The sequence below is a fragment of the Fictibacillus norfolkensis genome, from assembly GCF_014836645.1.
Lineage (GTDB): Bacteria > Bacillota > Bacilli > Bacillales > Fictibacillaceae > Fictibacillus > Fictibacillus norfolkensis.
Genome location: NZ_JACSQM010000003.1, coordinates 469,354 through 494,961, shown reverse-complemented (window position 1 = coordinate 494,961; position 25,608 = coordinate 469,354). Strand labels below are relative to the sequence as shown.

Here is a 25,608-nt window from a genome sequence, read left to right as displayed (position 1 = left end):
TTGGATAACAGCATTAGGGCGATCGCCCTGGACGTTCTACTTAAAATAGAACAGAACCAGGCTTATAGCAATTTACAACTGAATCAAACATTGCAGAAACTGAACATGAAGAGTGTAGATAAAGCACTCTTGACTAACATCGTGTACGGAACGATACAACGAAAAAACACGATTGATTTTTATTTGGATCAATTGTTGAACAAACCGATCAAGAAAAAAGACCGTTGGGTACTTTCTTTACTGAGACTATCTATTTTTCAGATGTTATATTTAGATAGAGTTCCTGATCATGCGATCATTCATGAGGCTGTAGAGATAACGAAAGAACGTGGAAACCAAGGACTAGCCGGTCTCGTAAACGGTATTTTACGTAAACTTCAGCGAGAAGGTACAGAAGCCATGGACAAGAAAGCTTTAGAAAGTGCGGAAAAAGAAGCTCTTTCATACAGTATGCCTCAATGGTTGTTTGACCGCTGGAGAGATCAGTTCGGACAAGAAGATGCGGAGAAGATGGCACAATCTAACTTATTAGCTTCTCCTGTGACTGCAAGGGTGAACACGAAGAAAAGCAATAGAAAAGACGTATTGGAGCTTCTCTTAGAAGAAGGAATTGTAGCAGAAGAAGGAGAATTGTCTCCTGAAGGTATCATCGTTAAGGAAGGCTATCTTCCAGCAACTGATGCTTATAAACAAGGTCTCGTAACGATCCAAGACGAAAGCTCAATGTTAGTGGGACGGGCAGTTGATCCTGTTTCTGGAGAAACGATTCTTGATACATGCGCCGCACCAGGTGGAAAGTCAACACATATGGCAGAACTGATGCAAGGAGAAGGAAAGGTTGTTTCATTAGACCTTCATGCTCATAAGATTGACTTGATCAAAAGACAAGCAGAACGTCTTGGACTTGAAAATATTGAAGCATCCGTGTTAGATGCACGAAAAGTATCTGATCAGTTTGAATCAGGAACCTTTGATAGAGTTCTCGTAGATGCGCCTTGCAGCGGTTTCGGAGTTATTCGTAAAAAGCCTGATCTTAAATGGGCTAAAACAGAAGAAGATGTGACCAGGTTGACGAACATCCAAAGAGATATTTTGCACGCTGCTTCAGATATGGTCAAAGAAGGCGGACTGCTCGTGTACAGTACGTGTACAGTTGATAAAGAAGAAAACGATAACGTTGCAGATTGGTTCTTAACAAACCATCCAGAATTCGAGTGGGATTCCCAATTTGCGGAAAAAATGCCTGAGAGCATAAAATCCTATATAATAGATGGTAGATCAGATATTCAGATCATGCCTCATTATTTTAATAGTGACGGATTCTATATAGCAGCATACAGAAAAAAGACAACAGGTGGTGAGAAACATGCTTAAACCTTTAACAGAGAAACAAACAAAACCAAATATCAAACCTTCTATCTTTTCTTTAGAACTTCATGAGTTAGAAGCGTGGCTTACTGATATAAGAGAACCAAAGTTCAGAGGTAAACAGATCTTTGAATGGCTGTATAAAAAACGTGTGTCTTCTTTTGAGGAGATGACGAACCTTCCATTAGGTCTTCGTGAGAAGCTAGAGAAAGATTTTTATATCAAATCATTAAAAGAAGTTGTGCGTCAAGAATCTTCTGATGGGACGATTAAATTTTTATTCGAGCTTCAAGACGGTTATTCGATTGAAACGGTTCTTATGAGACATGAATATGGAAATAGTATTTGTGTAACAACTCAAGTAGGATGCCGTTTAGGTTGTACGTTCTGCGCTTCCACATTAGGTGGACTGAAACGTAATCTACTAGCTGGTGAGATCGTAGCTCAAGTTCTTCAAGTTCAGCGCGCACTTGATGAAACAGAAGAAAGAGTAAGTTCAGTAGTCGTTATGGGTATAGGAGAGCCATTTGATAACTATGAAGGACTTATGTCGTTCTTAAAGATTATCAATCACGATCAAGGCCTTAATATCGGAGCGCGACACATTACGATCTCAACGAGTGGTGTTGTACCTTACATCTACAAATTTGCGGACGAGGGCATGCAGATTAACTTTGCGATCTCCCTGCATGCGGCGAACACAGAGACGAGAAGCCGATTGATGCCAGTAAACAGAATGTATCCTTTAAACGAATTGATGGATTCTATTCGTTATTATATTAAAAAGACGGGCCGACGTGTGACGTTTGAATATGGTTTGTTTGGTAAAGTTAACGATTCTGAAGAACACGCGAACGAGTTAGCAGATCTAATCAAAGATATTAAGTGTCACGTAAATCTTATTCCTGTAAACTATGTACCAGAAAGAGACTATGTCCGAACACCAAAAACACAAATTTTTAAGTTCTTAGAGACGTTAACCTCAAGAGGCATTAATGCCACCATCAGAAGAGAACAAGGTCATGATATTGATGCTGCATGCGGTCAGCTGCGTGCGAAGGAACGTAAAGAAGAGACGAGGTGACGGGAAGATGCAAATTGCCTTTCAAACAGACGTTGGAATGGTAAGGAAGCATAATGAAGACAGCGGGGAAGTGTTCACAAAGGGTGAACACTTTCTTGCAGTTATCGCAGATGGTATGGGTGGACATAAAGCTGGCGATATCGCTAGCCAAGAAGCCCTGAAAGTGATGAAAGAAGCATGGTCTCAATTCGAAGAAAATTTGGAAAACGTAAAAGAATGGATCCAGAATGTATTAAAAGACACAAATAAACATATCTTTGATTTTTCTCAGGAGAATCCTGAGACGAGAGGTATGGGCACTACAGTTGTGGCTGCTATAGGTACGAACAAAGAAATCACAGTCGCTCATATCGGTGACAGCCGATGTTATCTGTATTCAAATGGCGAACTGAAACGAGTGACTGATGATCACTCACTTGTCCAAGAATTAGTGAAATCTGGTCAGATTACTGAGGATGAGGCAGAGATTCATCCAAGAAGAAACATGATTATGAAAGCTGTTGGTACTGATGAAACCGTAGAAGCTGAGTTTAACACGATCACTTGGCAGAACGGTGACTATCTTTTGCTTTGTTCGGACGGTCTATCAGATAAAGTATCGTCCAAACGTATACATGAAGTATTTCAAGATCCGATGGAGTCTGTTACTGAGAAGGTAGAACGATTGATCACTTGGGCAAAAGATGCCGGTGGAGAAGATAACATTACTGCTATCCTTATACAGAATAGTTCTGACACAGAAACAAAAGGGGAAGCAATAACATGATAGGAAAAAGAGTCAGTGGCCGCTACAAGCTTTTAGAAGTTATTGGTGACGGCGGAATGGCCATCGTTTATCGAGCAAAAGATTTAATTTTAGATAGAGATGTAGCAGTAAAAGTTCTCCGTTCAGAGTTTAATAAAGATGAAGATTTCATCAGACGATTTAAAAGAGAAGCTGAATCAGCAACAAGTCTTAACCATCCGAACATTGTGAGCATCTATGATGTTGGAGAAGATGAAGAAATCTATTTTATCGTGATGGAATATGTGCAGGGGAAAACACTAAAGCAATACATAAAAGAACATGGGAAAATATCTGTAGAAGAATCTTTGCATATTATGAAGCAGATCGTTTCGGGGATGGCGGTCGCTCATGATTATGGCATCATACATCGCGATATTAAACCGCATAATATATTAATTACAGATAACGGTACAGCTAAGTTAACAGACTTTGGAATCGCGCTCGCCATTACTTCAGCTACGATCACGCATACAAACTCTATTCTTGGATCTGTTCATTACTTTTCACCTGAACAAGCAAGAGGAGGTATCGCGAACGCAAAATCGGATATTTATTCATTTGGAGCTGTACTCTATGAAATGGTCACAGGAAGAGTACCGTTCGTTGGAGATTCACCGGTTTCTGTAGCGTTAAAGCACCTGCAAGAAAACGTGATCGAACCGCGAAGGTTGAACCCTGAGATCCCACAAAGTGTAGAGAATATCGTCTTGAAGTCGTTAGCGAAAAACCCATTAAGAAGATATAACAGTGCTGATGAACTGTTGAGCGATATGAATTCAGCGTTAGATCCAGACCGCATGTATGAACAAAAGTGGAACGAAGAAAGCGAGGAAGATGAAAAAACAAAGTACATTCCTCCTATCGTCGTACCACCTGTTGAGACACCAGTAAAGAAAGTGGAAGCTGAAGGAGAAGTAGTAAAAGAAAAAAAGCCTGAGAAACCTAAGAAAAAACGAAATTGGTGGCTTATAATACTTATCTCACTTCTTTTATTAGGCGGAGCTGGAATTGCTGCTTTTACGATGATGCCTTCTATCTTTTATGTTGAAGAAGTTAATGTTCCGGATGTAGCGGGAGAAGAATATGTCGATGCTTTCGATAGCTTGAGAGCTGAAGGTCTCGAAGTGAAACGGCAGGAAGTATTTGATCCCGAGATTGAAGAAGGCCTTGTAGTAAGACAAGACCCATCAGCTGGAACAAAAGTAAAACAGCAGGCAATCGTCACGTTATTCGTATCAAAAGGCCCTGAAAAGGAAAATATGCCTGATGTAGAAGGGTATAATATAGAAGATGCGAAAGAACGTCTGAAAGAAGATGGCTTCTCACAGATCAATATCAACTATGAAGAATCAGACACTGAGCCAGAAGGTACTGTGCTCGAACAAAGTCCTGATCGCGATGAAAAAGTAACACCTGCAGAAACGGAAGTTACACTAACGGTTAGTTCAGGAACTCCATCGGTTCAAGTAGAGAATTTGATCGGTGCATCTGAACAAGATGTAAAAACGTTTACCGAAAATGCTGGTCTGACGGTTGAATTTTCAAAAGAGTTCTCTGATACAGTTGAAAAAGGCAGAGTAATCTCGCAAGATCCATCTCCTTTTACACAAGTAGAAAAAGGAGCAACGATCTCTGTTGTTCTCTCTGATGGCCCAGAAGAGTCAGAAGAGCCGCCTACCGAAGAGGAACCACCCGCCGAAGACCGTACAGTGACAAAGGATATCGAAGTTAAGTTAGATAAGAAGGACAGAAGAGAACCAGTTACAGTAAAGATTGTATATTCCGATAAAAACGCTTCAAATGAAGTGTTTGTTGAAGAACAGATCACAGACAAAAAGAAATATCAGCTGCCTCTGACGATTGCTGAGGGAGGTTCTGCTTCTTACGTTGTATATATCAACGGAAAAGAACAGGAATCTGAGACGATAAATTATGATGATGCTAAAAGTGCTAACGCAAGAATGAGTAATGATGATGATGAGGAAGGGGACGATGGTGATTAAGCATGCCTGATGGAAGAATTGTTAAAGCGCTAGCCGGCTTTTATTACGTTAAGGAAAATGGGAAAGCTGAAGTTTTCCAATGCAGAGGAAGAGGAAATTTCCGCAAAAAGAAAATAAATCCGTTGGTAGGGGACTGGGTAGAATACGAGTCAAGCAATATAACAGATGGATACATTCTTGATGTGAAGGAACGCAAAAACGAATTAGTTCGTCCTCCTATTGCGAACGTAGACCAAGCTATTCTTGTTTTTTCAGCTACTGAACCTGATTTTAGCACGCTTTTATTAGACCGTTTCCTTGTTCACATCGAAGCGAACGATATCTTGCCTGTTATTTGTATCTCGAAAATGGATCTTATACAGAAACCTGATGAGATCGAGGAGATCAACCATTATATTGAGGTGTACAAAACACTAGGTTACGAAGTCATTCCAACTTCTACGAAAACAGATGATAGCCTTGAAATGTTTTATCCGCTTTTCAAGGATAAAGTTACCGTCTTTGCAGGGCAGTCTGGTGTAGGTAAGTCTTCACTTTTAAATGCGATCAATCCAGAGTTAATGCTTGAAACAAACGAGATCTCAAGCCATTTAGGACGAGGAAAGCACACGACTCGCCATGTGGAACTCATTCTTTTCGGTAATGGGTTAGTTGCTGATACGCCCGGGTTCAGTTCATTAGACTTCTTAAACATTGAAGCAGAAGACTTATCGATGTACTTTCCAGAGATGAACGAGCTTCGTGGAGATTGCAAGTTCAGAGGGTGCTCACATACGTCAGAACCAAAATGTGCAGTCAAAAAAGGGGTAGAGGACGGAGTCGTTCCAAAGTTCCGCTATGACCACTACGTAAGCTTTTTACAGGAAATTAAAGATCAAAAACGGAGGTACTGATGATTAAAATAGCTCCTTCCATTCTTTCGGCTGACTTTTCAAGGTTAGGCGATGATATAAAAGCTGTTGAAGAAGCAGGTGCGGATTATATTCATGTTGATGTGATGGATGGTCATTTCGTACCGAACATCACGATCGGACCACTTGTAGTTCAAGCGATTCGACCAGTTACGAAGCTTCCATTAGATGTACATCTTATGATAGAAAATCCAGATCGATATATTGAAGAATTCGCAAAAGCAGGTGCAGATATTATTTCTGTGCATGTAGAAGCATCACCACATCTTCATCGAACGGTTCAGCTTATTAAACAACATGGAGTAAAAGCTGGTGTTGTTATTAATCCAGCTACTTCTGTTGATTCTATCAGACATATACTGCAAGATGTTGACCTTGTATTGTTGATGACAGTAAATCCTGGTTTTGGAGGACAAGCGTTCATTGAGAGTGTGGTTACTAAGATTAAAGAAGTTTCCGATCTCGTAAAAACACAAGGATTGAATGTTGAGATTGAAGTTGATGGTGGAGTGAATCCTGAAACTGCTCGTCTTTGTGTTGAAGCTGGTGCGAATGTATTAGTTGCTGGTTCTGCCATTTATGGGAAGAAAGATTTAAAGGGTGCAATCGAAGCCATTCGTGGTGTATAATTGATTACAGAAAATAAAATAAGCAACCACAGGGGGAGTCCTTTAAAGGGCTGAGAGGGGAGTGTTCTCCCGACCCTTTGAACCTGAAGCTGGATCATACCTGCGTAGGGATGTGGAGTCGTATGACTTTTTGAATGTATATCTCAAAAGCAACCGAGCTCACATGCCGGTTGCTTTTTTTGTTTTTCTGGTAACATGAAGAAAGAATATAGGGGGTTATCTTGTATGAAAACAAACAATATATCTTTATTAACAGAAATTGCTATCATGTCTGCATTATCATTGATCTTAGGATTAATTAAGTTTGCCGGTCCATGGCCACAAGGTGGTTCTGTTTCGTTAGAGATGGTTCCAATCTTTTTAATGGCTTTTAGAAGAGGACTAAAAGCAGGTGTTCTCACGGGGTTAGCGGTAGGACTTCTTCAACTTCTTGTGAATCCTTACGTGATCCATCCAGCACAGATGATCCTAGACTATCCTTTAGCATTTGCTCTGGCAGGTGTTGCTGGGGCATTTGCGCCGTCTATCTCTCAAAGTGCGAGCAAGAGAACGTTCTTGATGGTTACAGGAATTTTCGTAGGATGTTTGTTAAGGACAATCTCGCACGTTTTATCAGGGGTTATCTTTTTTAGTGATCTAGCAGAAGAGATGAACATATGGCTTTATTCATTCTTATACAACGGATCATTCATGATTGTTATTTTCGGGATTACTGCGCTAGTTGTTATTCTTTTAACGAATACGGCTCCGAAACTACTTCATGCTGCTCATAACGGTCGTCATCAAGCAGCATGAGAATAAGCATCGTTGCAGGAGGCCCTGAGCGTTTGATTCCTGATCTCAAGCCATACGATCATTCAACAGATCATATTTGGATTGGAGTCGACAGAGGAACGCTCTTCTTATTGAGAAATGGCATCTTTCCACAGCATGCATTTGGTGATTTTGATTCTGTTTCTAATGATGAGAGAAAAAGAATAATGAATTCTTCAATAAAAGTGAATCAATATCAATCTGAAAAAGATGCTACAGACATGGAGCTGGCACTAGAGTGGGCGTTGAAACAAGATCCGGAACAAATACGAATATTCGGCGCTACTGGCGGAAGGCTAGATCACGAACTGATGAACATCCAGTTATTAATTAGAAGTCTGAAAGTGCGAGCAGATGTAAGAATCTTGGATAGTAGGAATGAGATCTCCTTACATTTGCCGGGATGCTATGATATTGAGCAGGATCATAGATATTCATACATCTCATTTCTGGCTCAAAGTGAAGAAGTGACAGGCATAACTTTAGAGGGATTTAAATATCCGTTAGAACAAGCTAAGCTTCAGGCTGGATCATCATTATGTGTTTCCAATGAGCTTGTAAATAAAAGTGGTACTTATTCTTTTGACTCCGGCATAATATTGATGGTAAAGAGCCGTGATTAAAAAATCACGGAATACAGGCCCCCAAAGCACCTTTTTATAAAAAGGGGAATAAAGTAATTATGTTTAGCTCTTATCATTTTTTATGGGCCTGGAGGAGGGGTAAGATGAAATTTTATACCATTAAACTTCCTAAATTCTTAGGAGGCTTCGTACGTGCCGTCTTAGGTTCTTTCAAAAAAGGATAACAAACAAAAAAAGCGCTTGTGCGCTTTTTTTGTTTTGTATTTTATGAGTGGTTCTATGAAAGTAGTTGATTTCCGCTCCAGGTTGCTCGCTTTCCATGGGGCGAACGGTGAGCCTCCTGCCGCTTTGCGCCTTTAGGAGTCTCCACCTATCCGCTTCAAGGTTGTCTCTCTGCTCCTGTGTCTACAAGTTTATGATAACTAAGTGAACTTCCTCGTCGCATGCCTTACGAGAAGCACCTCATGTTGCAGGCAGGCAACCTTACGCTCCAATCAACTTGCCTAAGATGAGAAAAAGAAAACACCAAAAAAGCAACAATCATTTAGAGAGAGTCTTTAAAAAGTAAATACTGTCTAGATTGAATTATTTACTGTCCGGTTAAAGAAAATACTGTCTAATTTACAGTATCTTTATCATCTTCCACTTTTGGACAAAGAAAAAAACAGCAGCGGTTGCTGCTGTTTTTATTTATACACGTTCAACTTTGCCAGATTTAAGGGCACGAGCAGATACGTATACGCGTTTAGGCTTTCCGTCCACAAGAATACGAACCTTTTGGACGTTAGCTCCCCAGCTTTTCTTTGATTTGTTCATTGCGTGAGAACGCTTGTTACCAGTTTTAGGTCCTTTTCCAGTAATAAAACATTTACGAGCCATGTAGGTGAACCTCCTTTACAGCAAAAAAAGCTTTGCATCAATTCAATCGTATGTTAAATACTAAATAATATTAGCATGACTTCAGAAGCAATGCAACATATTCGTAAAAGGTTTTCAAGTAAATTTCCTTGACAATACTATTTACATAGTGTGAAATGTAGTAGTCCTTTCAAAATAGGCTGATGTATAGTAAAATATTTGTTAGCCATTTAACAAATTAAAGGGGGATATAAGCATGTCCATTGAAATGAAAACAACCTATGGTCAAATTGATATTTCTAATGAAGTAATTGCCACTATAGCCGGTGGAGCCGCAATTGATTGTTACGGAATTGTTGGCATGGCATCAAGGAAGCAATTAAAGGATGGAATAACTGAACTTTTAGGACGTGAAAATTTCTCCCGAGGGATCGTTGTTCGACAAGAAGAGGATGAAGTACATATTGACATGTATATCATCGTTAGTTATGGAACAAAGATTTCTGAAGTGGCTCATAACGTTCAGAACAAAGTGAAATATACCCTGGATCAAATGCTTGGTTTGGCGGTTGACTCAGTCAATATCTATGTTCAAGGTGTCAGGGTGACAACCCCTTAGTTAGGAGGAAGTTTTGTGTCTTTAAAAGTATTAGACGGAAAAAAGTTTTCAAAAATGGTACTCGAGGGTGCTTCAAACTTAACAAGAAATGCAGCAATGGTCGACGCACTTAATGTTTTCCCTGTACCAGATGGTGATACAGGAACAAACATGAATTTAACGATTACTTCTGGTGCAAAAGAAGTAGAAAAGAACACATCCAATCAAATTGGCGCTGTTGCCAGTGCTTTTGCTAAAGGCTTACTCATGGGAGCGCGTGGAAACTCTGGTGTTATTCTTTCACAGTTGTTTAGAGGATTCTCTAAATCAATGGAAGGAAAAGAGACGATTAACGCTGCTGAATTTGCCAATGCATTTGATAAAGGTGTAGAAACAGCCTATAAAGCTGTTATGAAACCAGTAGAAGGTACGATTTTAACTGTAGCTAAAGATGCTGCAAGAAAAGCAGTTAAAGAAGCTAAAAAATCAGACGATATTCTATACATTATGAAAGAGCTTGTTAAAGAATCGAAAGCTTCCTTAAACCGTACTCCTGATCTACTTCCGGTTCTAAAAGAAGTGGGCGTTGTTGATTCTGGTGGACAAGGGTTAGTCACTGTTTATGAAGGGTTTTTAGCTGTATTAGAAGGCAAAGAACTGCCAAAAGTTTCAGTAAATGCTCCTTCGATGGGTGAACTTGTTAACGCTGAGCATCATAAAGCACAGATGCACATGAAGACGGAAGATATCCATTTTGGATATTGTACAGAGTTCATGGTTAGGTTTGAAGATAAAAAGATCAAAAGTAATCCATTTGATGAGATCAACTTCCGTAATGAGTTAAGTCAACATGGTGATTCCTTACTAGTCGTTGCTGATGAAGACGTAGTAAAGGTTCACATTCATACGGAACAACCTGGTAACATGCTAACACTTGCACATCGTTATGGCAGCTTGATCAATATCAAGGTCGAAAACATGCGTGAGCAGCACTCAGCGATTCTAGAGAGCGAGAACGAAGTAATTCCTTCGTACTCGCAACCTGCTTCAGAGAAGAAAAAAGAATATGGTATCGTTACAGTTGCAATGGGTGAAGGAATCGAAGAGATGTTTTCATCGATGGGCGCATCGGTTATCCAAGGTGGACAAACGATGAACCCAAGTACAGAAGATATCGTAAAAGCAATTGCTGAAGTTAACGCTGAGAAAGTGTTCATCCTTCCGAACAACAGCAACATCATCATGGCATCTGAACAAGCTGCGAGTGTTGTTGATGAAGAAGTTGTAATCATCCGAACAAAAACAGTGCCACAAGGTATCGCTTCTATTTTAGCTTTCAATCCTTCAGCTGATATGGCTGAGAATGAAAAGAAGATGAACGAGGCGATTGCTGCTGTTAAATCAGGCCAAGTTACTTATGCGGTTCGTGATACATCAATCGATGGTGTTGAAATTGCAAAAGGTGATTTTATGGGAATATCTGAAGGGAAAATTCTAACTTCTAAGACGGACAAACAAGAAGTTACGAAAGAACTTCTCTCAAACATGTTAGATGAAGATTCAGAGATCGTTACGATCATCTATGGTGAAGATAGCTCTGAAGAAGAAGCGCAGGAGCTTGCTGAATTTATTGAAGAAAAGTTTCCTGATGTGGAAGCTGAAATTCATAATGGCAAGCAGCCGATCTATTCATTCATCTTATCAGTAGAGTAAAAAATGAAAAGTATTCTCTCTTAAACTTAAAGTGTGATAAAGTTAAGAGGGAATACTTATTTTTTTGGGAAAAAACGCAACTTGAAGGAGAACGTCATGAAATATAAAAGTGTATTTGATATTATCGGTCCCATTATGATAGGACCTTCTAGTTCACATACAGCCGGCGCGGCACGCATCGGTCGAGTAGCGAGAAGTCTTTTCGGCAGGAAACCTAAATACGCAACCATATCGTTCTATGGCTCTTTTGCAAAAACTTATCGAGGTCACGGGACGGATGTTGCGATCGTTGGCGGAATCCTAGATTATGACACGTTTGATACTCGAATTGTGGATGCGCTTACAATCGCGAAGCAAGAAGGGATCAAGGTTAAGATGACAGCTGAGGATGCTATAACCGACCACCCTAACACAGCACGCGTCATCATTGGAGATGAGACAGACAGAATCGAAGTTGTCGGAATATCAATCGGTGGCGGAAAAATAGAGATTACCGAACTTAATGGGTTTGAACTGCGTCTATCCGGAAATCACCCAGCTCTTTTGATCGTTCATAATGATAAATATGGAGCGATAGCAGGGGTGGCAAACATATTAGCTAAGCACGAGATCAATATTGGTCATATGGAAGTATCAAGAAAAGAAAAAGGGAAAGAAGCATTGATGGTTATTGAGATCGATCAGAATGCAGATGAGATCATCATAAACGAACTAAATTCTCTCCCGATTGTTCAACAAGTAGTAAAGATACACGATTAAGAGGTGAGAAGTATGTTTCGTAATGTAGCAGAATTAATAGAATTAGCTGAGTCGAAAAATTGTAAGATCTCAGAGATTATGATACAGCAAGAGATGGATGTTACTGGGCGTTCTAGAGAAGAAGTTCTAGGATTCATGGATCGAAATTTAAGAGTGATGGAAGAAGCCGTCATGCGCGGAATTACAGAAGATGTGAAATCACATTCTGGTCTAACTGGAGGGGATGGAAAGCTTCTTCAAACGTATATTCAATCTGGTAAATCTCTATCAGGCGAACTTATGCTTGATGCAGTAAGCAAAGCCATGGCTACGAATGAAGTGAACGCGGCAATGGGTACGATTTGTGCAACACCTACCGCAGGTTCTGCAGGAGTCGTTCCTGGTACTCTGTTTGCGTTAAAAGAAAAATTAAATCCTACCCGGGAACAGATGATCGAGTATTTATTTGCTGCAGGTGCGTTTGGTTTTGTTGTAGCAAACAACGCTTCTATTTCTGGAGCTGCTGGTGGTTGCCAAGCTGAGGTAGGCTCTGCTACGGGAATGGCGGCAGCAGCAATCGTCGAACTTGCAGGCGGGTCACCTTCTCAATCTGCGGAAGCGATGGCGATTGCACTAAAGAACATGTTAGGACTCGTTTGTGATCCTGTCGCGGGATTAGTAGAAGTTCCTTGTGTGAAACGAAACGCGATGGGTGCAAGCAATGCCATCGTTGCGGCTGATATGGCACTTGCTGGGATCGTAAGCCGTATTCCATGTGACGAAGTGATCGATGCGATGTACAAGATAGGTCTCTCGATGCCATCTGCACTCCGTGAAACAGCTCTTGGAGGCTTAGCAGCTACACCAACAGGAAGAGAGCTTGAAGCAAAAATATTCGGCATCCCACTGAACGAGAAGTAACGATGCTGAATCAATCCATAACAACGGTAAACGGTATTGGAGAGAAGAAGGCTGAGGAGCTTGCTAGTATGGGCATTCATTCAGTTGAAGATCTGTTAGAATATCTACCCTACCGGTATGAAGATTATCAAAAGAAAGATCTTGCGGAGATTGCGCATGATGAAAAAGCAACGATTGAAGGGAAGGTTCACTCTGAACCTTCTCTGCGTTATTTTCCGAAGAAAAAATCACGTTTAACATTTAGGATGTTGATCGGTAAATATTTGATCACTGCGACAATCTTCAATCGACCTTTCTTAAAGAATCAGATTGCTCTAGGACAAACACTTACGGTAACAGGTAAATGGGACCGTAATAAAATGACCTTAACTGTCAGCGATGTTCATTTTGGAACATTCAGTGATGATCATAAGATTGAACCAGTCTATTCGGTCAAAGGCTCTCTATATGGAAAAACGATGCGTAAGATAATAGATTCGGCATTTCGTCAGTTCTCTGGTGAGATCGAGGATCCACTTCCTCAAGAGATCCGTGAATCTTATCGACTTCCGGATCGAGAATCAGCTCTTAAGATGATGCATTTTCCTGAAGATTTTAAAGCGTTAAAAGCGGGAAGAAGAAGGCTAGCGTATGAAGAATTGTTGTATTTTCAATTAAAGATGCAGATCTTCAGAAAATGGAACAGACAGCAATCTAAAGGAGCAGCGTTAAAGTTTGATCGAGATCAAGTAAACACGTTCATTCGTTCTTTACCGTTTCAGCTAACCGAAGCGCAGCAGAGGGTGGTAGATGAGATATTAAGAGATCTCTCAGATACGAGCCGTATGAACAGGCTGCTTCAAGGTGATGTTGGCTCTGGTAAAACAGTAGTGGCAGCTGTAGCGTTATATGCAGCAGTTACAGCTAATAGACAGGGTGCGCTTATGGTACCAACAGAAATTCTTGCTGAACAGCATTTTCAATCGTTAAAAGAGCTTTTTGCTCCGTTTGGAATTACAGTAGCTCTTTTAACTTCTTCTGTTAAAGGGAAAATGCGGAGAGAAACGTTGAATCTTTTACAACAAGGCGAAATCCAGATCATGGTTGGTACACACGCCCTTATTCAAGAGGAAGTAAATTTTAATAGCCTTGGTCTAGTGATTACAGACGAACAGCATCGGTTTGGTGTTAACCAAAGAAGAGTATTAAGGGAAAAAGGTGAGAGTCCGGATGTTCTCTTTATGACGGCAACTCCTATTCCTCGAACTCTTGCGATATCGGCGTTTGGTGACATGGATGTTTCAACGATTGATGTGATGCCAGCGGGAAGAAAGCCTATCATCACGCATTGGGCGAAACACGGGATGTTAGATCGTGTACTTGATTTTATAAAAAAAGAAATTGAATCTGGAAGACAAGCTTATGTGATCTGTCCGTTAATCGAAGAATCAGAAAAAATAGATGTTCAGAATGCGATTGACGTTCATGCGCAGCTAAGTGCTTACTTCCAAACGTATCAAGTAGGTCTCATGCATGGAAGACTGCATTCGACTGAAAAAGATGAAGTGATGAGAAAGTTTGCAGCGAATGTTTGTCAGATCCTCGTGTCTACGACGGTTGTAGAGGTAGGGGTAAATGTTCCGAACGCTACTATCATGGTCATATACGATGCAGAAAGATTTGGGCTCTCTCAACTACATCAGTTAAGAGGACGAGTCGGGCGAGGCAGCGAACAATCCTATTGTGTACTCATCGCAGATCCGAAGTCTGAAGAAGGTCAAGAGCGGATGAGGATTATGACAGAGACAACTAATGGATTCGAGCTATCTGAAAAAGATCTCGAGCTTCGTGGTCCAGGTGATTTTTTTGGAAACAAGCAAAGCGGTGTTCCAAACTTTAAGGTAGCAGACCTCGTCCATGATTATCGGATCCTAGAAACAGCTAGAAACGATGCAGCTAGACTCGTTCAATCGGAAGAGTTCTGGCAAGATGAGACGTACCGATCGATTCGAGAAGTTTTAACAAGGCAAGGTGTGCTCGACAAAGAAAGACTAGATTAATCTTGAAAGAAGAGTGTTGATACTATATACTACTATTAGTACCAGCTCTTAATAGCAGAAAGATAAATAGCAGGTACGCTGTAATGGCGTTACCTGCTTTTCTACGCACTGCACCTTTACTCACTATCTTTCTCATATATGAGACCTTTGTATGGAAGAAGGAAAAAACTATGAAAAAATCAAAAAAAGAGAGACAAGAGCTGTTAAAGGAAACGATTAAGTCAACCCCTTTTATAACAGATGAAGAATTGGCAGAAAAGTTTAGTGTCAGCGTTCAGACGATTAGACTTGACCGCTTGGAACTTTCCATTCCAGAGCTTAGAGAAAGAATAAAGTCTGTGGCAGAAACTAAACTGGATGATGTAAAAGCACTGCCGCTTGAAGAGGTCATCGGAGAAATCATTGACTTACAGTTAGATGAATCCGCTATTTCTATATTAGACATAAAAGAAGAACATGTATTTTCTCGTAATAAGATTGCAAGGGGCCATCACGTTTTTGCTCAGGCGAACTCGTTGGCAGTAGCGATCATAAATGATGAATTGGCATTAACCGCCAAAGCGAACATTCGGTTTTCTCGACCTGTTAGAGTAGGAGAGAGAGTGGTTGCAAAAGCGAAAGTAAAAGAGACAAGTCAAGAGAGAACTATTGTAGAAGTTAATAGTTATGTAGAGAATGAACCTGTTTTCAAAGGTGAGTTTACCATGTATAGATCTGCACAAGATACAAAGGAAGGAAGTTAAATCAGCATGAATATCGCAATAGATGCAATGGGTGGCGACAATGCACCAGAAGAAATCGTTAAAGGTGCAATGTTAGCGAAAGAACAATATCCAGAGCTTTCGATTACGTTAGTTGGAGATCAAGATCAAATCGTAAAACATCTACCTGAAAAGCACGCGTTTACGATCATCCATACCGATGAAGTGATCGAAACATCAGAGGAGCCGGTTCGAGCAGTTCGTCGAAAAAAGAATGCTTCGATGGTAGTAGCAGCAAATGAAGTGAAATCAGGAAAAGCTGATGCATATATATCTGCTGGTAACACAGGAGCATTGATGGCTAGTGGTTTGTTTTATGTTGGCCGTATAAAAGGCATTGATCGTCCAGCGCTTGCTCCGACACTTCCGACTTTAAACGGTGATGGATTCTTGTTCTTGGATGTAGGTGCCAATATGGATGCGAAGCCAGAACATCTCTTACAATATGCAGTGATGGGTTCTGTGTATTGGAAAGAAGTGCGAGGTGTCGAAAAGCCGCGTGTAGGATTACTAAACGTTGGAACAGAAAGTGAAAAAGGAAATGCTCTAACGAAAGCTGCCTTTCCACTTTTACAGGAAGCTGATATTAATTTTGTTGGGAATGTTGAAGCGAGAGATCTCTTAACGGGAGCAGCCGACGTTGTTGTATGTGATGGATTTGCTGGAAACTTGGTTCTTAAATCGATCGAAGGAACGGCTATGAGTATGTTTTCGATGATTAAAGAACAGTTAACATCAAGTTTAACTTCAAAACTAGCAGCTGGGGTATTAAAGCCAAAATTAAGAGGCATAAAAGATAAACTTGACTATACAGAGTATGGTGGGGCTGGTTTGTTCGGACTAGCAGCACCTGTTATTAAAGCGCATGGTTCTTCAAATGCGAATGCGATGTTGAATGCAATCAGACAAACCAAAAGCATGATAGAGAAGAATGTGGTACCAACGATTCAGAATCATGTACGATCCCAAGATAACAAGGAGGAGTAAGAGATGGGGAAAATCGCCTTTCTTTTTCCTGGACAAGGCTCTCAAGCAGTAGGAATGGGCAAAGAGCTGGTAACACAGGAAGCATCAGCAAAAGCTGTTTTTGACAAAGCGGATGAAAAACTTGGTATGAAACTGTCAGATATTATCTTTGAAGGACCGGAAGATGTTCTTAAAAGAACAGAAAACACACAGCCGGCATTATTAACGGCCTCAACAGCGGTTCTTGAACTATTAAAAGAGCGTGGTATTCAAGCGGATTACGTAGCAGGTCATAGCCTTGGCGAATACTCTGCACTTGTAGCAGCGGGCAGCCTATCTTTTGAAGACGCGGTTTATGCGGTTAGAAATAGAGGGTTGCTTATGGAAGAAGCTGTTCCTGCAGGAGTAGGAACGATGGCAGCTGTTATTGGGTTCGATCAAGAACGATTAGAAGCAATAACTACAGAAGCTTCTAGCGGTGAAGAGAGCGTTCAGATCGCTAATCTTAATTGCCCAGGGCAGATCGTTATTTCTGGGACCGTTGGTGGAGTTGAGAAAGCTAGTGTCCTTGCCAAAGAAGAAGGAGCCAAAGTGATTCCACTTCAGGTAAGCGGACCGTTCCATTCTTCTCTGATGAAACCAGCTGCAGATAAATTCAACGAAATATTAGATCAAATTGTGATAAATGAAGCAAAAACACCTGTAATTGCTAACGTAACGGCGAAAGCTATTACCGATCGTGATGAGATTAAAGAAAAGTTGATCGAACAACTGTACTCGCCAGTTCGTTGGGAAGAAACGGTTCGTGAGTTAATGGATCTAGGTGTTGATACGTTTGTTGAGATCGGGCCAGGAAAAGTTCTCTCAGGGTTAGTTAAAAAGGTGAATCGAAGAGCTAACGTAATAGCTGTAAGTGATTTAGAGACGATTAACATGGCAGTTGAGAAACTAAAAGGAGAGTCTGTCGATGCTTAATGAAAAATCAGTTTTAGTAACAGGGGCATCTCGTGGAATTGGACGAGCGATCGCTTTGTATTTTGCAAGAAACGGCGCTAAAGTAGCGGTAAATTATTCTGGTAGTGAAGCTAAGGCTAATGAAGTCGTAAATGAGATAAAAGAAAACGGGGGGACTGCTTTCGCGATTAAAGCGGATATCTCCTCGTCAGAAGACGTTACGAACATGGTGAAAACAGTTGTTGAAGAGTTTGGAAGTCTGGACGTTCTCGTAAATAACGCAGGAATCACGAGAGATAATCTTTTGATGAGAATGAAAGAAGAAGACTGGGATGCGGTTATCAACACGAATCTTAAAGGAGTCTTCCTTACTACAAAAGCTGTAACAAGACAGATGATGAAACAAAGAAAAGGCCGCATTATTAATATTGCATCTATTGTTGGTGTATCTGGAAACGCAGGACAAGCAAACTATGTAGCAGCAAAAGCCGGTGTGATCGGCTTAACGAAAACTGCTGCTAAAGAACTTTCTTCTAGAGGAATCACGGTTAATGCCATTGCACCAGGTTTTATCGAAACAGATATGACTGGTAAACTAGAAGAAGGAATTAAGTCAGAAATGCTTAGAAGCATTCCGCTCGCTCGTTTTGGGCAGCCTGATGATATCGCATCAGCGGCAGCATTCTTAGCGAGTGATGCAAGTTCATATATCACGGGCCAAACACTCCATGTCGACGGCGGAATGGTGATGTAGTAAAAATAAGACTTTATAATGATGTCTTCTTGCACCCACTGAAATACTGCGATCATAAGAAAAGTACCTTTAATGACGATAAATCCCTCTAGTTTTTTAATGGGAAAAAGAATATACTATTGAAAGGAGGTGACACACAAAATGGCAGATGTTTTAGATAGAGTTTCAAAGATTGTTGTGGACCGTTTAGGTGTTGATGCATCTGAGGTTAAGCCTGAAGCTTCCTTTAAAGAAGATCTTGGTGCTGACTCTCTAGATGTAGTTGAACTAGTAATGGAACTTGAAGATGAGTTCGAACTAGAAATTTCTGATGAAGATGCTGAGAAAATTGCAACTGTTGGTGACGTTGTAAATTACATAAACAGCAAACAATAAGTGTAAGACGGATAAAGTCCCGTGCAAACAGCGGGGCTTTCTTCCCTTTTAAACAGGAAAAAAAATCAATAGCAAAATAGCCCTTTTACGAGATTTTTGGAGGAAGTTTATGAAAGGTTCAAAACAACATTCAACTCAAAAGAAAACGGTGAAAAATCGGTTTAAATCTGCTTCCAAAAAGGGCATGGATGACAAGGTACGCATTCAAAAAGTAGCCCCGATACAAGAGCGTTTAAACATTAAGTTTGAAAATGAAAAATTGTTAGCTCAAGCATTTACGCATTCATCATATGTGAATGAGCATCGAGGAAGAACGTTTGAGGATAATGAAAGACTGGAATTTCTAGGTGATGCCGTTCTTGAATTGACCATATCTCAATATTTATACAGCAAATTTGCAAATATGAGTGAAGGTGAGCTTACGAAACTTAGAGCAGCGATCGTATGTGAACCGTCGTTAGTTCTCTTTGCAAACGACCTTCATTTTGGTGAGTTTGTTTTATTGGGAAAAGGTGAAGAGAATACTGGAGGAAGATCAAGACCAGCCCTTTTAGCAGATGTTTTTGAAGCATTTATTGGAGCGCTATATCTCGATCAAGGACTCGAAAAAGTTAAAGAGTTTTTAAATCAGTATGTGGTACCACGAATAAACGAAGGTGCTTTTTCTCATGTGATGGATTTTAAAAGTCAGTTACAAGAATACGTTCAGCGTGAAGGGTTAGGTCATATCGACTATCGTATCATTCAAGAAAAAGGACCAGCGCACAATCGAGAGTTTGTGTCTGAGGTAAGATTGAATGAAGCGAGTTTCGGAATCGGGTATGGCAGATCCAAAAAAGAAGCTGAACAGCATGCGGCACAAGAAGCGATAGAGAGAGTTTCTAAAAAGAGCTAAACAAAAACCCCCTTAACATTAGGCGATAAGCCGTGTGAGGGGGTTTCTGTTACTTTGTTTTAAGGGAAGCAAGTTCTTCAACGATGCCTTCCATGTCCCGAATGCTGAATGATGGCATCTTCATGACCATATCATAAAGTTCTTTAATGTCTTCGTACTTTGAGAGTTCATAGTCCTCTGGTTGAATGAGTCCGCTGTTAACTAGTTGCAGTTTCTTTTTTAATCCTTCGATCATAAATGATAAGTTCTCATGATTCTGAGTCGTTAAGTCCATGGTGGGCTCCTTTTTATCCACATATTTTCATGTGAGATTTTACTTGCATGCATATTTTAAGTTCAAACACATTTCATTTTAGCACACTGTAATCTTTGTGACTATGTATGAGTGAATCTATGATAAAATATAAAGGTTAAAGAATACAATACATACGTAATTTAAATAGTGCGCCCGAAATTATAAAAACGGGAAAGCATAATGTGAGAAATAAAGGGGGATTTAATGATGTTCCTCAAACGAATTGATGTAGCAGGATTTAAATCATTTGCAGAGCGGATACAAGTAGAATTTGTACAAGGGGTCACAGCTGTTGTTGGCCCGAATGGAAGCGGTAAAAGCAACATCTCAGATGCTGTACGCTGGGTGCTGGGCGAACAGTCAGCGAAGTCTTTGCGTGGCTCTAAGATGGAAGATATCATCTTCGCAGGCAGTGATAATCGAAAACCATTAAATGTTGCAGAGGTTACACTTACTTTAGATAACGAAGATCAGCATCTGCCGCTTGATTATAATGAAATATCGATCACACGAAGAGTGTATCGTTCAGGAGACAGTGAATACTTAATCAATAAACAACAGTGTCGTTTAAAAGATATTGTAGAGCTGTTTATGGATTCTGGACTTGGACGAGAAGCTTTCTCTATCATTGGACAAGGCCGGGTAGAAGAAATATTAAGCAGCAAATCGGATGAGCGAAGAAAGATTTTTGAAGAAGCTGCCGGTGTATTAAAGTACAAGACTCGAAAGCAAAAAGCAGAGGCTAAGCTCACTGAGACGCAAGAAAACCTGAATCGTGTTGAAGATATTCTTCATGAATTAGAAGGTCAAGTCGAGCCTCTTAAAATACAAGCTTCTATCGCAAGAGACTACCTTGAGAAAAAAGAAGAGCTCGAGGTCGTTGAAACAGCTGTTCTCGTACAAGAGATCGAAGACTTGCACGTTCGATGGGAAAAGCAAAAAGAACTTGTTGCAGAGCTGCAGAAACAAGAATCGGTCCTATCGTTAAAAGTAAAACAAGGTGAGACAAAGATCGAAAGAGCAAGACTTGATATACAAGCGATGGATGAATCGATCGATGAACTGCAAAGTGCTCTTCTTCTAGCTAGTGAAACACTGGAAAAACTAGAAGGTAAGAAAGAAGTCTTAAAAGAACGTAAAAAGAATTACGATCAAAATAAAACGTCGCTTTTAGAACAAATTCAGCTCTACAAGGCAAAAAAAGAAGAGTTGGGAAAACAGCTTAGTTTTGAAAAAGATTCATTACGAGATAAAGAAAAGCAATTAAAAAGCATAAAAAAGCAAGTGAAAGACGAGGAAGGACGATTGTCTGTTCTCGAGATGGACGTTGAAGCAGAGCTAGAGAAATTAAAAAGTGATTATTTCGAGCGCTTGAACGAACAAACAACGATTAAGAACGAGATGCGTTACTTAGAGGATCAGGCTAGACAGCAGAGCTCCAAAAGTACTCGTTTAGATGAAGAGAATACAAAATACCTGGAACAAAGAGAGGCATTAAGAGAAACAAGAAAGAACGCTGAAGCTGCCTATCAAGCAGCTGAAACGCAATTGAAAACAAAGCAAGAAGAATATCAAGCTTTAAAATCAGAGATCTCGATCGAGGATCAGGAAACGAGAACACTTCAAGATAAATTGTATCAAGCGTATCAGTTTATTCAACAGTTCAAATCTAAAAAAGAGATGCTAGAATCGATGCAAGACGAATACGCAGGTTTCATGCAGGGCGTTAAAGAGGTTTTGAAAGCGAAAGAAACAAAGCTCACTGGTATTGAAGGAGCGGTAGCGGAACTTTTATCAGTACCGTCTGAAGTGGAAACGGCAATTGAAACGGCTCTAGGCGCTTCTATGCAGCATATTGTTGTAGATCATGAACAGAACGCTATGAAAGCTATTCAATTTTTAAAACAGACAAGAGCAGGAAGAGCAACCTTTCTACCATTGAATGTAATTAAGCCGCGTCAGATCTCTAGTGCAGATGCTCACCATGCAAGCTCAATCGATGCTTTTGTTGGTATTGCTGCAAATCTTGTTATGTTTGACTCTAAGTATCAAAACATAATAGGCAATCTTTTAGGAAATATTATTATCGCCAAAGATATAACAGGTGCGAACAAGATTGCAAAGCAAGTGAACTATCGTTACCGAATCGTTACTCTTGAAGGAGATGTCGTGTCTCCGGGAGGTTCGATGTCTGGAGGAAGTCTGAAACAAAAAAGCAACTCTCTATTGAGTAGACAAAGAGAGATTGATTCTCTTGCAGACAAAGTGGCAACAATGGAGAAGCAAACACGTCAATTAGAGGAAAAAGTTAGTGAATTACGATCAAAACTAACGAAGAAGAAAGAAAGACTAGACTCTCTACAATCGGAAGGAGAGCTTTTAAGAGATCAAGAACAAGAGCTGAGATCTTCTTTGCGAGAAGTTGAAATGGAAGAGAAGAGTTTAAACGATAGACTACAGCTGTATGATCGCGAAAAGAATTCCTATGAATCTGAAAGATCGGCTGCAGATACACGTCTTTCAGCTCTACAGAAAAAACTCGATCTTGCTATGAAATCTGGTAAAGAGCTTGAAAAAACGATTGCTGACCTTACTGAGAAAAAGAAGAACAATCAGAGTTCAAAAGAAGAACTTAGAGAGGCAGTAACACTTTTGAAGATCAAGTCTGCCGAACTTGAACAGCAGGTCGCCAACCAGCGAGAAAAATGCTTAAGAATTCAAGAAGATTTTTACGAAGTGGAAGCTAAGGGCAAAGAAACCGAAGAAGATTATTGGCTTCTTGAAGAAGAGATGAACTCAAGCTCTTCTGGTGAGGATTCTCTTGATGAGCAGATACACCAGAGAAGACATGAAAAGAATAATGCATTGAAATTAATTGCAGAACGAAGAAAAGAAAGAACAGATTCTTTCCGATCGATCGAAAGTATGGAGATGGCATTAAAAGAGGCAAAAAGGCAATATAAACAACTTTACGATGGCCTTAGAACAGAAGAGGTTAGTATTAATCGCCTCGATGTTGAACTAGAATCAAGGCTTACACACCTTAGAGAAGAATATGAACTTTCTTACGAAGGTGCGAAGTTGAAACACCGATTAGAGATACCGCTTCAAGACGCAAAACGAAAAGTAAAGCTGATCAAAATGGCGATCGAAGAGCTCGGAGCTGTAAACATCGGGGCGATCGAAGAGTACGACAGAGTGAGCCAGCGCTTTGATTTTCTTACAGATCAAAGAAACGACCTAACAGAAGCAAAAGATACTCTTTATGGCGTCATTTCTGAAATGGACGAAGAGATGAAGAACCGGTTTGAAGAGACTTTTACTTCTATTCGCTCACACTTCGGTGTTATTTTTAAAGAGTTGTTTGCTGGTGGTCGAGCTGATCTTGTTTTAACGCAGCCTGATGACATGCTTTTAACCGGTGTAGATATCATGGCGCAGCCACCTGGCAAGAAGCTGCAGCAACTAGGCTTGTTATCTGGTGGAGAACGAGCCTTAACTGCTATTGCCTTATTATTTGCAATCCTGAAGGTTAGACCTGTTCCATTCTGTATTTTAGACGAAGTTGAAGCAGCACTAGATGACGCGAACGTAAATCGATTTGCTAAATTTTTACGAGCGTTCAGCAAAGAGACTCAATTTATCGTTGTAACGCATCGTAAAGGGACGATGGAAGAAGCGGATGTGCTATATGGAGTCACCATGCAGGAATCTGGTGTCTCGAAGCTTGTTTCCGTGAGGCTTGAAGAAACTAAAGAACTTGTAACATCATAGGGAGGAAATCGATAGTGAGTTTTTTGAAACGATTAAAAGAAAAATTCTCAACACAGCAATCTGAGGAATCTTCGGAAAAATTTAAAAGTGGACTTGAGAAGACGAGGAACTCTTTTTCATTTAAAGTCAACGATCTTCTAAAGCGATTTAGAAAAGTAGATGAAGAATTCTTTGAAGAGTTAGAAGAGATCTTGATCGGAGCGGATGTTGGGGTTCATACCGTTCTTGATATTATTGATCAACTGAAAGATGTTGCACGTACAAAGAACATTCAAAATCCAATGGATCTTCGATCAGCGATCACTGAAAAATTAGCTGAGATGCTTCAAAAAGAAGAAAGCGATAATAAGCTGAACATACAGACAGATGGAATGACTGTTATTCTGTTCGTTGGTGTGAACGGAGTTGGAAAAACAACAACGATTGGAAAACTGGCTCATCAGTTAAAAAATGAAGGTAAGAAAGTAATCTTAGCTGCCGGAGATACTTTCCGTGCAGGTGCGATCGATCAGCTTGAAGTGTGGGGAGAGCGAGCTGGCGTTGATGTGATCAAGCATCATGAAGGAGCTGACCCTGCAGCTGTTATTTACGACAGCATCCAAGCTGCTAAGTCTCGGAAAGCTGATGTACTGCTTTGTGATACTGCTGGAAGACTTCAAAATAAAGTGAATTTGATGAACGAGCTTTCAAAAGTGAAACGCGTCATCGAACGTGAGATTCCAGGTGCTCCTCATGAAGTTTTGCTTGTTGTTGATGCTACAACAGGTCAGAATGCAATGAATCAGGCAAAAACATTCGGTCAATCAACAGATGTAACCGGCTTAGTTTTAACTAAACTTGATGGAACGGCAAAAGGCGGGATCGTTTTAGCAATCCGTCACGAACTAGATATCCCAGTCAAGTTTGTAGGGCTCGGTGAGAAAATAGATGATCTGCAAGAGTTTGATGCTGATCAGTTTGTATATGGTTTATTTGCAGGAACAGAAGAAGAAGGCGCAGAGTAAATCTGTTTTCTTTTATAAAAGCCATTTAGCTCTCTTTACTTAGGAGCTAGATGGTTTTTTTGTATTATGAGGAGGTATAAAGGTATCGGAAATTGTCGAAGGTTGTAAACTCGCGGATAGATGATCAAAATTTTTGGATTCGAGTCAAAAACTCGAGGATAAATAACCAAAATTTTTGGAATCGAGCCTCTTTTTATGTGGATTAATCCTTAATAATACGATTGAAAATACCCTCAGAGGTATTACTTTTCATTGTCTCCAACGGACACAGGGGACTCGCTGAGTGACTGATTAACCATATCTGTTAGAACGCACTCTCAGAACGATATGAACCTCTTATTTCCAAGCACCCTTTTAATAACAACTGTGTTAAGAAAAAAACTTGACATCTAAAACCATGGGTTGTATAGTAATCACGTAAAGGCATTTCACTTAACAAGGGTTGTGGAAAAATGCTAGATAAAACAATGAGAATTAATTATCTATTTGATTTTTACCAAGCATTATTGACCCCTAAACAGAAGAATTATATGGGTTTGTACTATTTGGACGATTATTCTCTCGGTGAAATTGCTGAACAATATAATATCAGCCGCCAGGCCGTTTATGATAATATTAAACGGACAGAGGCGATGCTGGAAGAATATGAAGAAAAGTTAGGGCTTTTTGCAAAGTTTCAGGAACGTGACCAGTTGCTGTCATCTTTAAGAGAGCTTCTGAATTCTGAACCTGATAACGTAATTGCAATTATCGATCGCCTTGAAAATATGGAATAGGAGGCGTT

The 25,608-nt window shown here is 40.2% G+C and carries 25 protein-coding genes and 1 riboswitch; of the genes, 23 read left to right on the top strand and 2 right to left on the bottom strand.

Annotated features, from left to right (window positions below; genetic code table 11):
- The 9 genes from rsmB (at nucleotide 1) to spoVM (ending at nucleotide 8,403) form a co-directional block, all read left to right on the top strand.
- Nucleotides 1-1,374, top strand: coding sequence for a 16S rRNA (cytosine(967)-C(5))-methyltransferase RsmB (gene rsmB / locus H9648_RS09775; RefSeq protein ID WP_191753657.1), 1,374 nt, complete (start codon nucleotides 1-3; stop codon nucleotides 1,372-1,374).
- Nucleotides 1,367-2,452, top strand: a complete 1,086-nt coding sequence (gene rlmN, locus H9648_RS09770) for a dual-specificity RNA methyltransferase RlmN (RefSeq protein ID WP_191753656.1) — start codon at nucleotides 1,367-1,369, stop codon at nucleotides 2,450-2,452. Before rsmB ends, rlmN begins: the two co-directional genes overlap by 8 nt.
- Nucleotides 2,364-3,218: a Stp1/IreP family PP2C-type Ser/Thr phosphatase gene (locus H9648_RS09765; protein WP_225218815.1), complete on the top strand. Its 855-nt coding sequence runs from the start codon at nucleotides 2,364-2,366 to the stop codon at nucleotides 3,216-3,218. Before rlmN ends, H9648_RS09765 begins: the two co-directional genes overlap by 89 nt.
- Nucleotides 3,215-5,242 carry a Stk1 family PASTA domain-containing Ser/Thr kinase gene (gene pknB / locus H9648_RS09760; protein ID WP_191753654.1) on the top strand — a complete coding sequence of 676 codons (2,028 nt, stop codon included), beginning with the start codon at nucleotides 3,215-3,217 and terminating at the stop codon, nucleotides 5,240-5,242. Before H9648_RS09765 ends, pknB begins: the two co-directional genes overlap by 4 nt.
- 2 nt (nucleotides 5,243-5,244) lie before the next feature.
- On the top strand, nucleotides 5,245-6,135 hold the full coding sequence (rsgA, locus tag H9648_RS09755) for a ribosome small subunit-dependent GTPase A (protein WP_191753653.1): 891 nt from the start codon (nucleotides 5,245-5,247) through the stop codon (nucleotides 6,133-6,135).
- Complete coding sequence (rpe, locus tag H9648_RS09750) at nucleotides 6,135-6,782, top strand: ribulose-phosphate 3-epimerase (protein ID WP_191753652.1); 648 nt, start codon at nucleotides 6,135-6,137, stop codon at nucleotides 6,780-6,782. The genes rsgA and rpe overlap by 1 nt, the downstream gene beginning before the upstream one ends.
- A gap of 21 nt (nucleotides 6,783-6,803) precedes the next feature.
- A riboswitch (TPP riboswitch) is annotated at nucleotides 6,804-6,910 on the top strand.
- A gap of 97 nt (nucleotides 6,911-7,007) precedes the next feature.
- Entirely contained in the window at nucleotides 7,008-7,577 is a 570-nt protein-coding gene (gene thiT, locus H9648_RS09745; protein ID WP_191753651.1) for an energy-coupled thiamine transporter ThiT, read from the top strand.
- Nucleotides 7,574-8,218, top strand: coding sequence for a thiamine diphosphokinase (locus tag H9648_RS09740; RefSeq protein ID WP_191753650.1), 645 nt, complete (start codon nucleotides 7,574-7,576; stop codon nucleotides 8,216-8,218). The genes thiT and H9648_RS09740 overlap by 4 nt, the downstream gene beginning before the upstream one ends.
- Before the next feature lie 104 nt (nucleotides 8,219-8,322).
- Nucleotides 8,323-8,403, top strand: coding sequence for a stage V sporulation protein SpoVM (gene spoVM, locus H9648_RS09735; RefSeq protein ID WP_007202502.1), 81 nt, complete (start codon nucleotides 8,323-8,325; stop codon nucleotides 8,401-8,403).
- Between the two features lie 466 nt (nucleotides 8,404-8,869).
- On the opposite strand, the gene rpmB is transcribed toward spoVM, so the two are convergent.
- Nucleotides 8,870-9,058 carry a 50S ribosomal protein L28 gene (rpmB, locus tag H9648_RS09730; RefSeq protein WP_066240673.1) on the bottom strand — a complete coding sequence of 63 codons (189 nt, stop codon included), beginning with the start codon at nucleotides 9,056-9,058 and terminating at the stop codon, nucleotides 8,870-8,872.
- Nucleotides 9,059-9,293: 235 nt separating this feature from the next.
- Between rpmB and H9648_RS09725 the strand changes: the two genes are divergently transcribed.
- From H9648_RS09725 to rnc, 11 genes are all read left to right on the top strand, one after another.
- Complete coding sequence (locus H9648_RS09725) at nucleotides 9,294-9,656, top strand: Asp23/Gls24 family envelope stress response protein (protein ID WP_066240675.1); 363 nt, start codon at nucleotides 9,294-9,296, stop codon at nucleotides 9,654-9,656.
- Nucleotides 9,657-9,671: 15 nt separating this feature from the next.
- Entirely contained in the window at nucleotides 9,672-11,348 is a 1,677-nt protein-coding gene (locus tag H9648_RS09720) for a DAK2 domain-containing protein (RefSeq protein WP_191753649.1), read from the top strand.
- A gap of 96 nt (nucleotides 11,349-11,444) precedes the next feature.
- Nucleotides 11,445-12,107 carry an L-serine ammonia-lyase, iron-sulfur-dependent subunit beta gene (gene sdaAB / locus H9648_RS09715; RefSeq protein WP_137789699.1) on the top strand — a complete coding sequence of 221 codons (663 nt, stop codon included), beginning with the start codon at nucleotides 11,445-11,447 and terminating at the stop codon, nucleotides 12,105-12,107.
- A 12-nt stretch (nucleotides 12,108-12,119) separates the two neighbouring features.
- Nucleotides 12,120-13,007 (top strand): L-serine ammonia-lyase, iron-sulfur-dependent, subunit alpha, encoded by an 888-nt coding sequence (gene sdaAA, locus H9648_RS09710; protein ID WP_191753648.1) that lies wholly within the window; start codon nucleotides 12,120-12,122, stop codon nucleotides 13,005-13,007.
- A 2-nt stretch (nucleotides 13,008-13,009) separates the two neighbouring features.
- Nucleotides 13,010-15,046 (top strand): ATP-dependent DNA helicase RecG, encoded by a 2,037-nt coding sequence (gene recG / locus H9648_RS09705; protein ID WP_191753647.1) that lies wholly within the window; start codon nucleotides 13,010-13,012, stop codon nucleotides 15,044-15,046.
- Between the two features lie 170 nt (nucleotides 15,047-15,216).
- On the top strand, nucleotides 15,217-15,789 hold the full coding sequence (gene fapR / locus H9648_RS09700) for a transcription factor FapR (RefSeq protein ID WP_191753646.1): 573 nt from the start codon (nucleotides 15,217-15,219) through the stop codon (nucleotides 15,787-15,789).
- 6 nt (nucleotides 15,790-15,795) lie between these two features.
- On the top strand, nucleotides 15,796-16,794 hold the full coding sequence (gene plsX, locus H9648_RS09695) for a phosphate acyltransferase PlsX (RefSeq protein ID WP_191753645.1): 999 nt from the start codon (nucleotides 15,796-15,798) through the stop codon (nucleotides 16,792-16,794).
- A gap of 3 nt (nucleotides 16,795-16,797) precedes the next feature.
- Entirely contained in the window at nucleotides 16,798-17,748 is a 951-nt protein-coding gene (gene fabD, locus H9648_RS09690; protein WP_191753644.1) for an ACP S-malonyltransferase, read from the top strand.
- Nucleotides 17,741-18,481, top strand: coding sequence for a 3-oxoacyl-[acyl-carrier-protein] reductase (gene fabG / locus H9648_RS09685; RefSeq protein WP_191753643.1), 741 nt, complete (start codon nucleotides 17,741-17,743; stop codon nucleotides 18,479-18,481). The genes fabD and fabG overlap by 8 nt, the downstream gene beginning before the upstream one ends.
- 141 nt (nucleotides 18,482-18,622) lie before the next feature.
- Nucleotides 18,623-18,856, top strand: coding sequence for an acyl carrier protein (acpP, locus tag H9648_RS09680; RefSeq protein ID WP_066240701.1), 234 nt, complete (start codon nucleotides 18,623-18,625; stop codon nucleotides 18,854-18,856).
- 184 nt (nucleotides 18,857-19,040) lie between these two features.
- Entirely contained in the window at nucleotides 19,041-19,751 is a 711-nt protein-coding gene (rnc, locus tag H9648_RS09675) for a ribonuclease III (protein ID WP_066399950.1), read from the top strand.
- A 49-nt stretch (nucleotides 19,752-19,800) separates the two neighbouring features.
- Here rnc and H9648_RS09670 read toward each other — a convergent pair whose 3' ends face one another.
- A complete protein-coding gene (locus tag H9648_RS09670) occupies nucleotides 19,801-20,025 on the bottom strand; it encodes a DUF1128 domain-containing protein (protein ID WP_144700821.1) in 225 nt (74 codons plus the stop codon).
- A 228-nt stretch (nucleotides 20,026-20,253) separates the two neighbouring features.
- Between H9648_RS09670 and smc the strand changes: the two genes are divergently transcribed.
- From smc to H9648_RS09655, 3 genes are all read left to right on the top strand, one after another.
- Entirely contained in the window at nucleotides 20,254-23,820 is a 3,567-nt protein-coding gene (gene smc / locus H9648_RS09665) for a chromosome segregation protein SMC (protein ID WP_191753743.1), read from the top strand.
- A gap of 14 nt (nucleotides 23,821-23,834) precedes the next feature.
- Complete coding sequence (ftsY, locus tag H9648_RS09660) at nucleotides 23,835-24,824, top strand: signal recognition particle-docking protein FtsY (protein WP_191753642.1); 990 nt, start codon at nucleotides 23,835-23,837, stop codon at nucleotides 24,822-24,824.
- 452 nt (nucleotides 24,825-25,276) lie between these two features.
- Nucleotides 25,277-25,600: a putative DNA-binding protein gene (locus H9648_RS09655; RefSeq protein WP_191753641.1), complete on the top strand. Its 324-nt coding sequence runs from the start codon at nucleotides 25,277-25,279 to the stop codon at nucleotides 25,598-25,600.
- Nucleotides 25,601-25,608 lie beyond the last annotated feature (8 nt).

Coding starts and splice junctions, on each gene's coding strand:
- rlmN (WP_191753656.1), top strand. CDS start 1,367: ATGCTTAAACCTTTAACAGAGAAACAAACAAAACCAAATATCAAACCT.
- H9648_RS09765 (WP_225218815.1), top strand. CDS start 2,364: ATGCCACCATCAGAAGAGAACAAGGTCATGATATTGATGCTGCATGCG.
- pknB (WP_191753654.1), top strand. CDS start 3,215: ATGATAGGAAAAAGAGTCAGTGGCCGCTACAAGCTTTTAGAAGTTATT.
- rsgA (WP_191753653.1), top strand. CDS start 5,245: ATGCCTGATGGAAGAATTGTTAAAGCGCTAGCCGGCTTTTATTACGTT.
- rpe (WP_191753652.1), top strand. CDS start 6,135: ATGATTAAAATAGCTCCTTCCATTCTTTCGGCTGACTTTTCAAGGTTA.
- thiT (WP_191753651.1), top strand. CDS start 7,008: ATGAAAACAAACAATATATCTTTATTAACAGAAATTGCTATCATGTCT.
- H9648_RS09740 (WP_191753650.1), top strand. CDS start 7,574: ATGAGAATAAGCATCGTTGCAGGAGGCCCTGAGCGTTTGATTCCTGAT.
- spoVM (WP_007202502.1), top strand. CDS start 8,323: ATGAAATTTTATACCATTAAACTTCCTAAATTCTTAGGAGGCTTCGTA.
- rpmB (WP_066240673.1), bottom strand. CDS start 9,058: ATGGCTCGTAAATGTTTTATTACTGGAAAAGGACCTAAAACTGGTAAC.
- H9648_RS09725 (WP_066240675.1), top strand. CDS start 9,294: ATGTCCATTGAAATGAAAACAACCTATGGTCAAATTGATATTTCTAAT.
- sdaAB (WP_137789699.1), top strand. CDS start 11,445: ATGAAATATAAAAGTGTATTTGATATTATCGGTCCCATTATGATAGGA.
- sdaAA (WP_191753648.1), top strand. CDS start 12,120: ATGTTTCGTAATGTAGCAGAATTAATAGAATTAGCTGAGTCGAAAAAT.
- recG (WP_191753647.1), top strand. CDS start 13,010: ATGCTGAATCAATCCATAACAACGGTAAACGGTATTGGAGAGAAGAAG.
- fapR (WP_191753646.1), top strand. CDS start 15,217: ATGAAAAAATCAAAAAAAGAGAGACAAGAGCTGTTAAAGGAAACGATT.
- plsX (WP_191753645.1), top strand. CDS start 15,796: ATGAATATCGCAATAGATGCAATGGGTGGCGACAATGCACCAGAAGAA.
- fabD (WP_191753644.1), top strand. CDS start 16,798: ATGGGGAAAATCGCCTTTCTTTTTCCTGGACAAGGCTCTCAAGCAGTA.
- fabG (WP_191753643.1), top strand. CDS start 17,741: ATGCTTAATGAAAAATCAGTTTTAGTAACAGGGGCATCTCGTGGAATT.
- acpP (WP_066240701.1), top strand. CDS start 18,623: ATGGCAGATGTTTTAGATAGAGTTTCAAAGATTGTTGTGGACCGTTTA.
- rnc (WP_066399950.1), top strand. CDS start 19,041: ATGGATGACAAGGTACGCATTCAAAAAGTAGCCCCGATACAAGAGCGT.
- H9648_RS09670 (WP_144700821.1), bottom strand. CDS start 20,025: ATGGACTTAACGACTCAGAATCATGAGAACTTATCATTTATGATCGAA.
- smc (WP_191753743.1), top strand. CDS start 20,254: ATGTTCCTCAAACGAATTGATGTAGCAGGATTTAAATCATTTGCAGAG.
- H9648_RS09655 (WP_191753641.1), top strand. CDS start 25,277: ATGCTAGATAAAACAATGAGAATTAATTATCTATTTGATTTTTACCAA.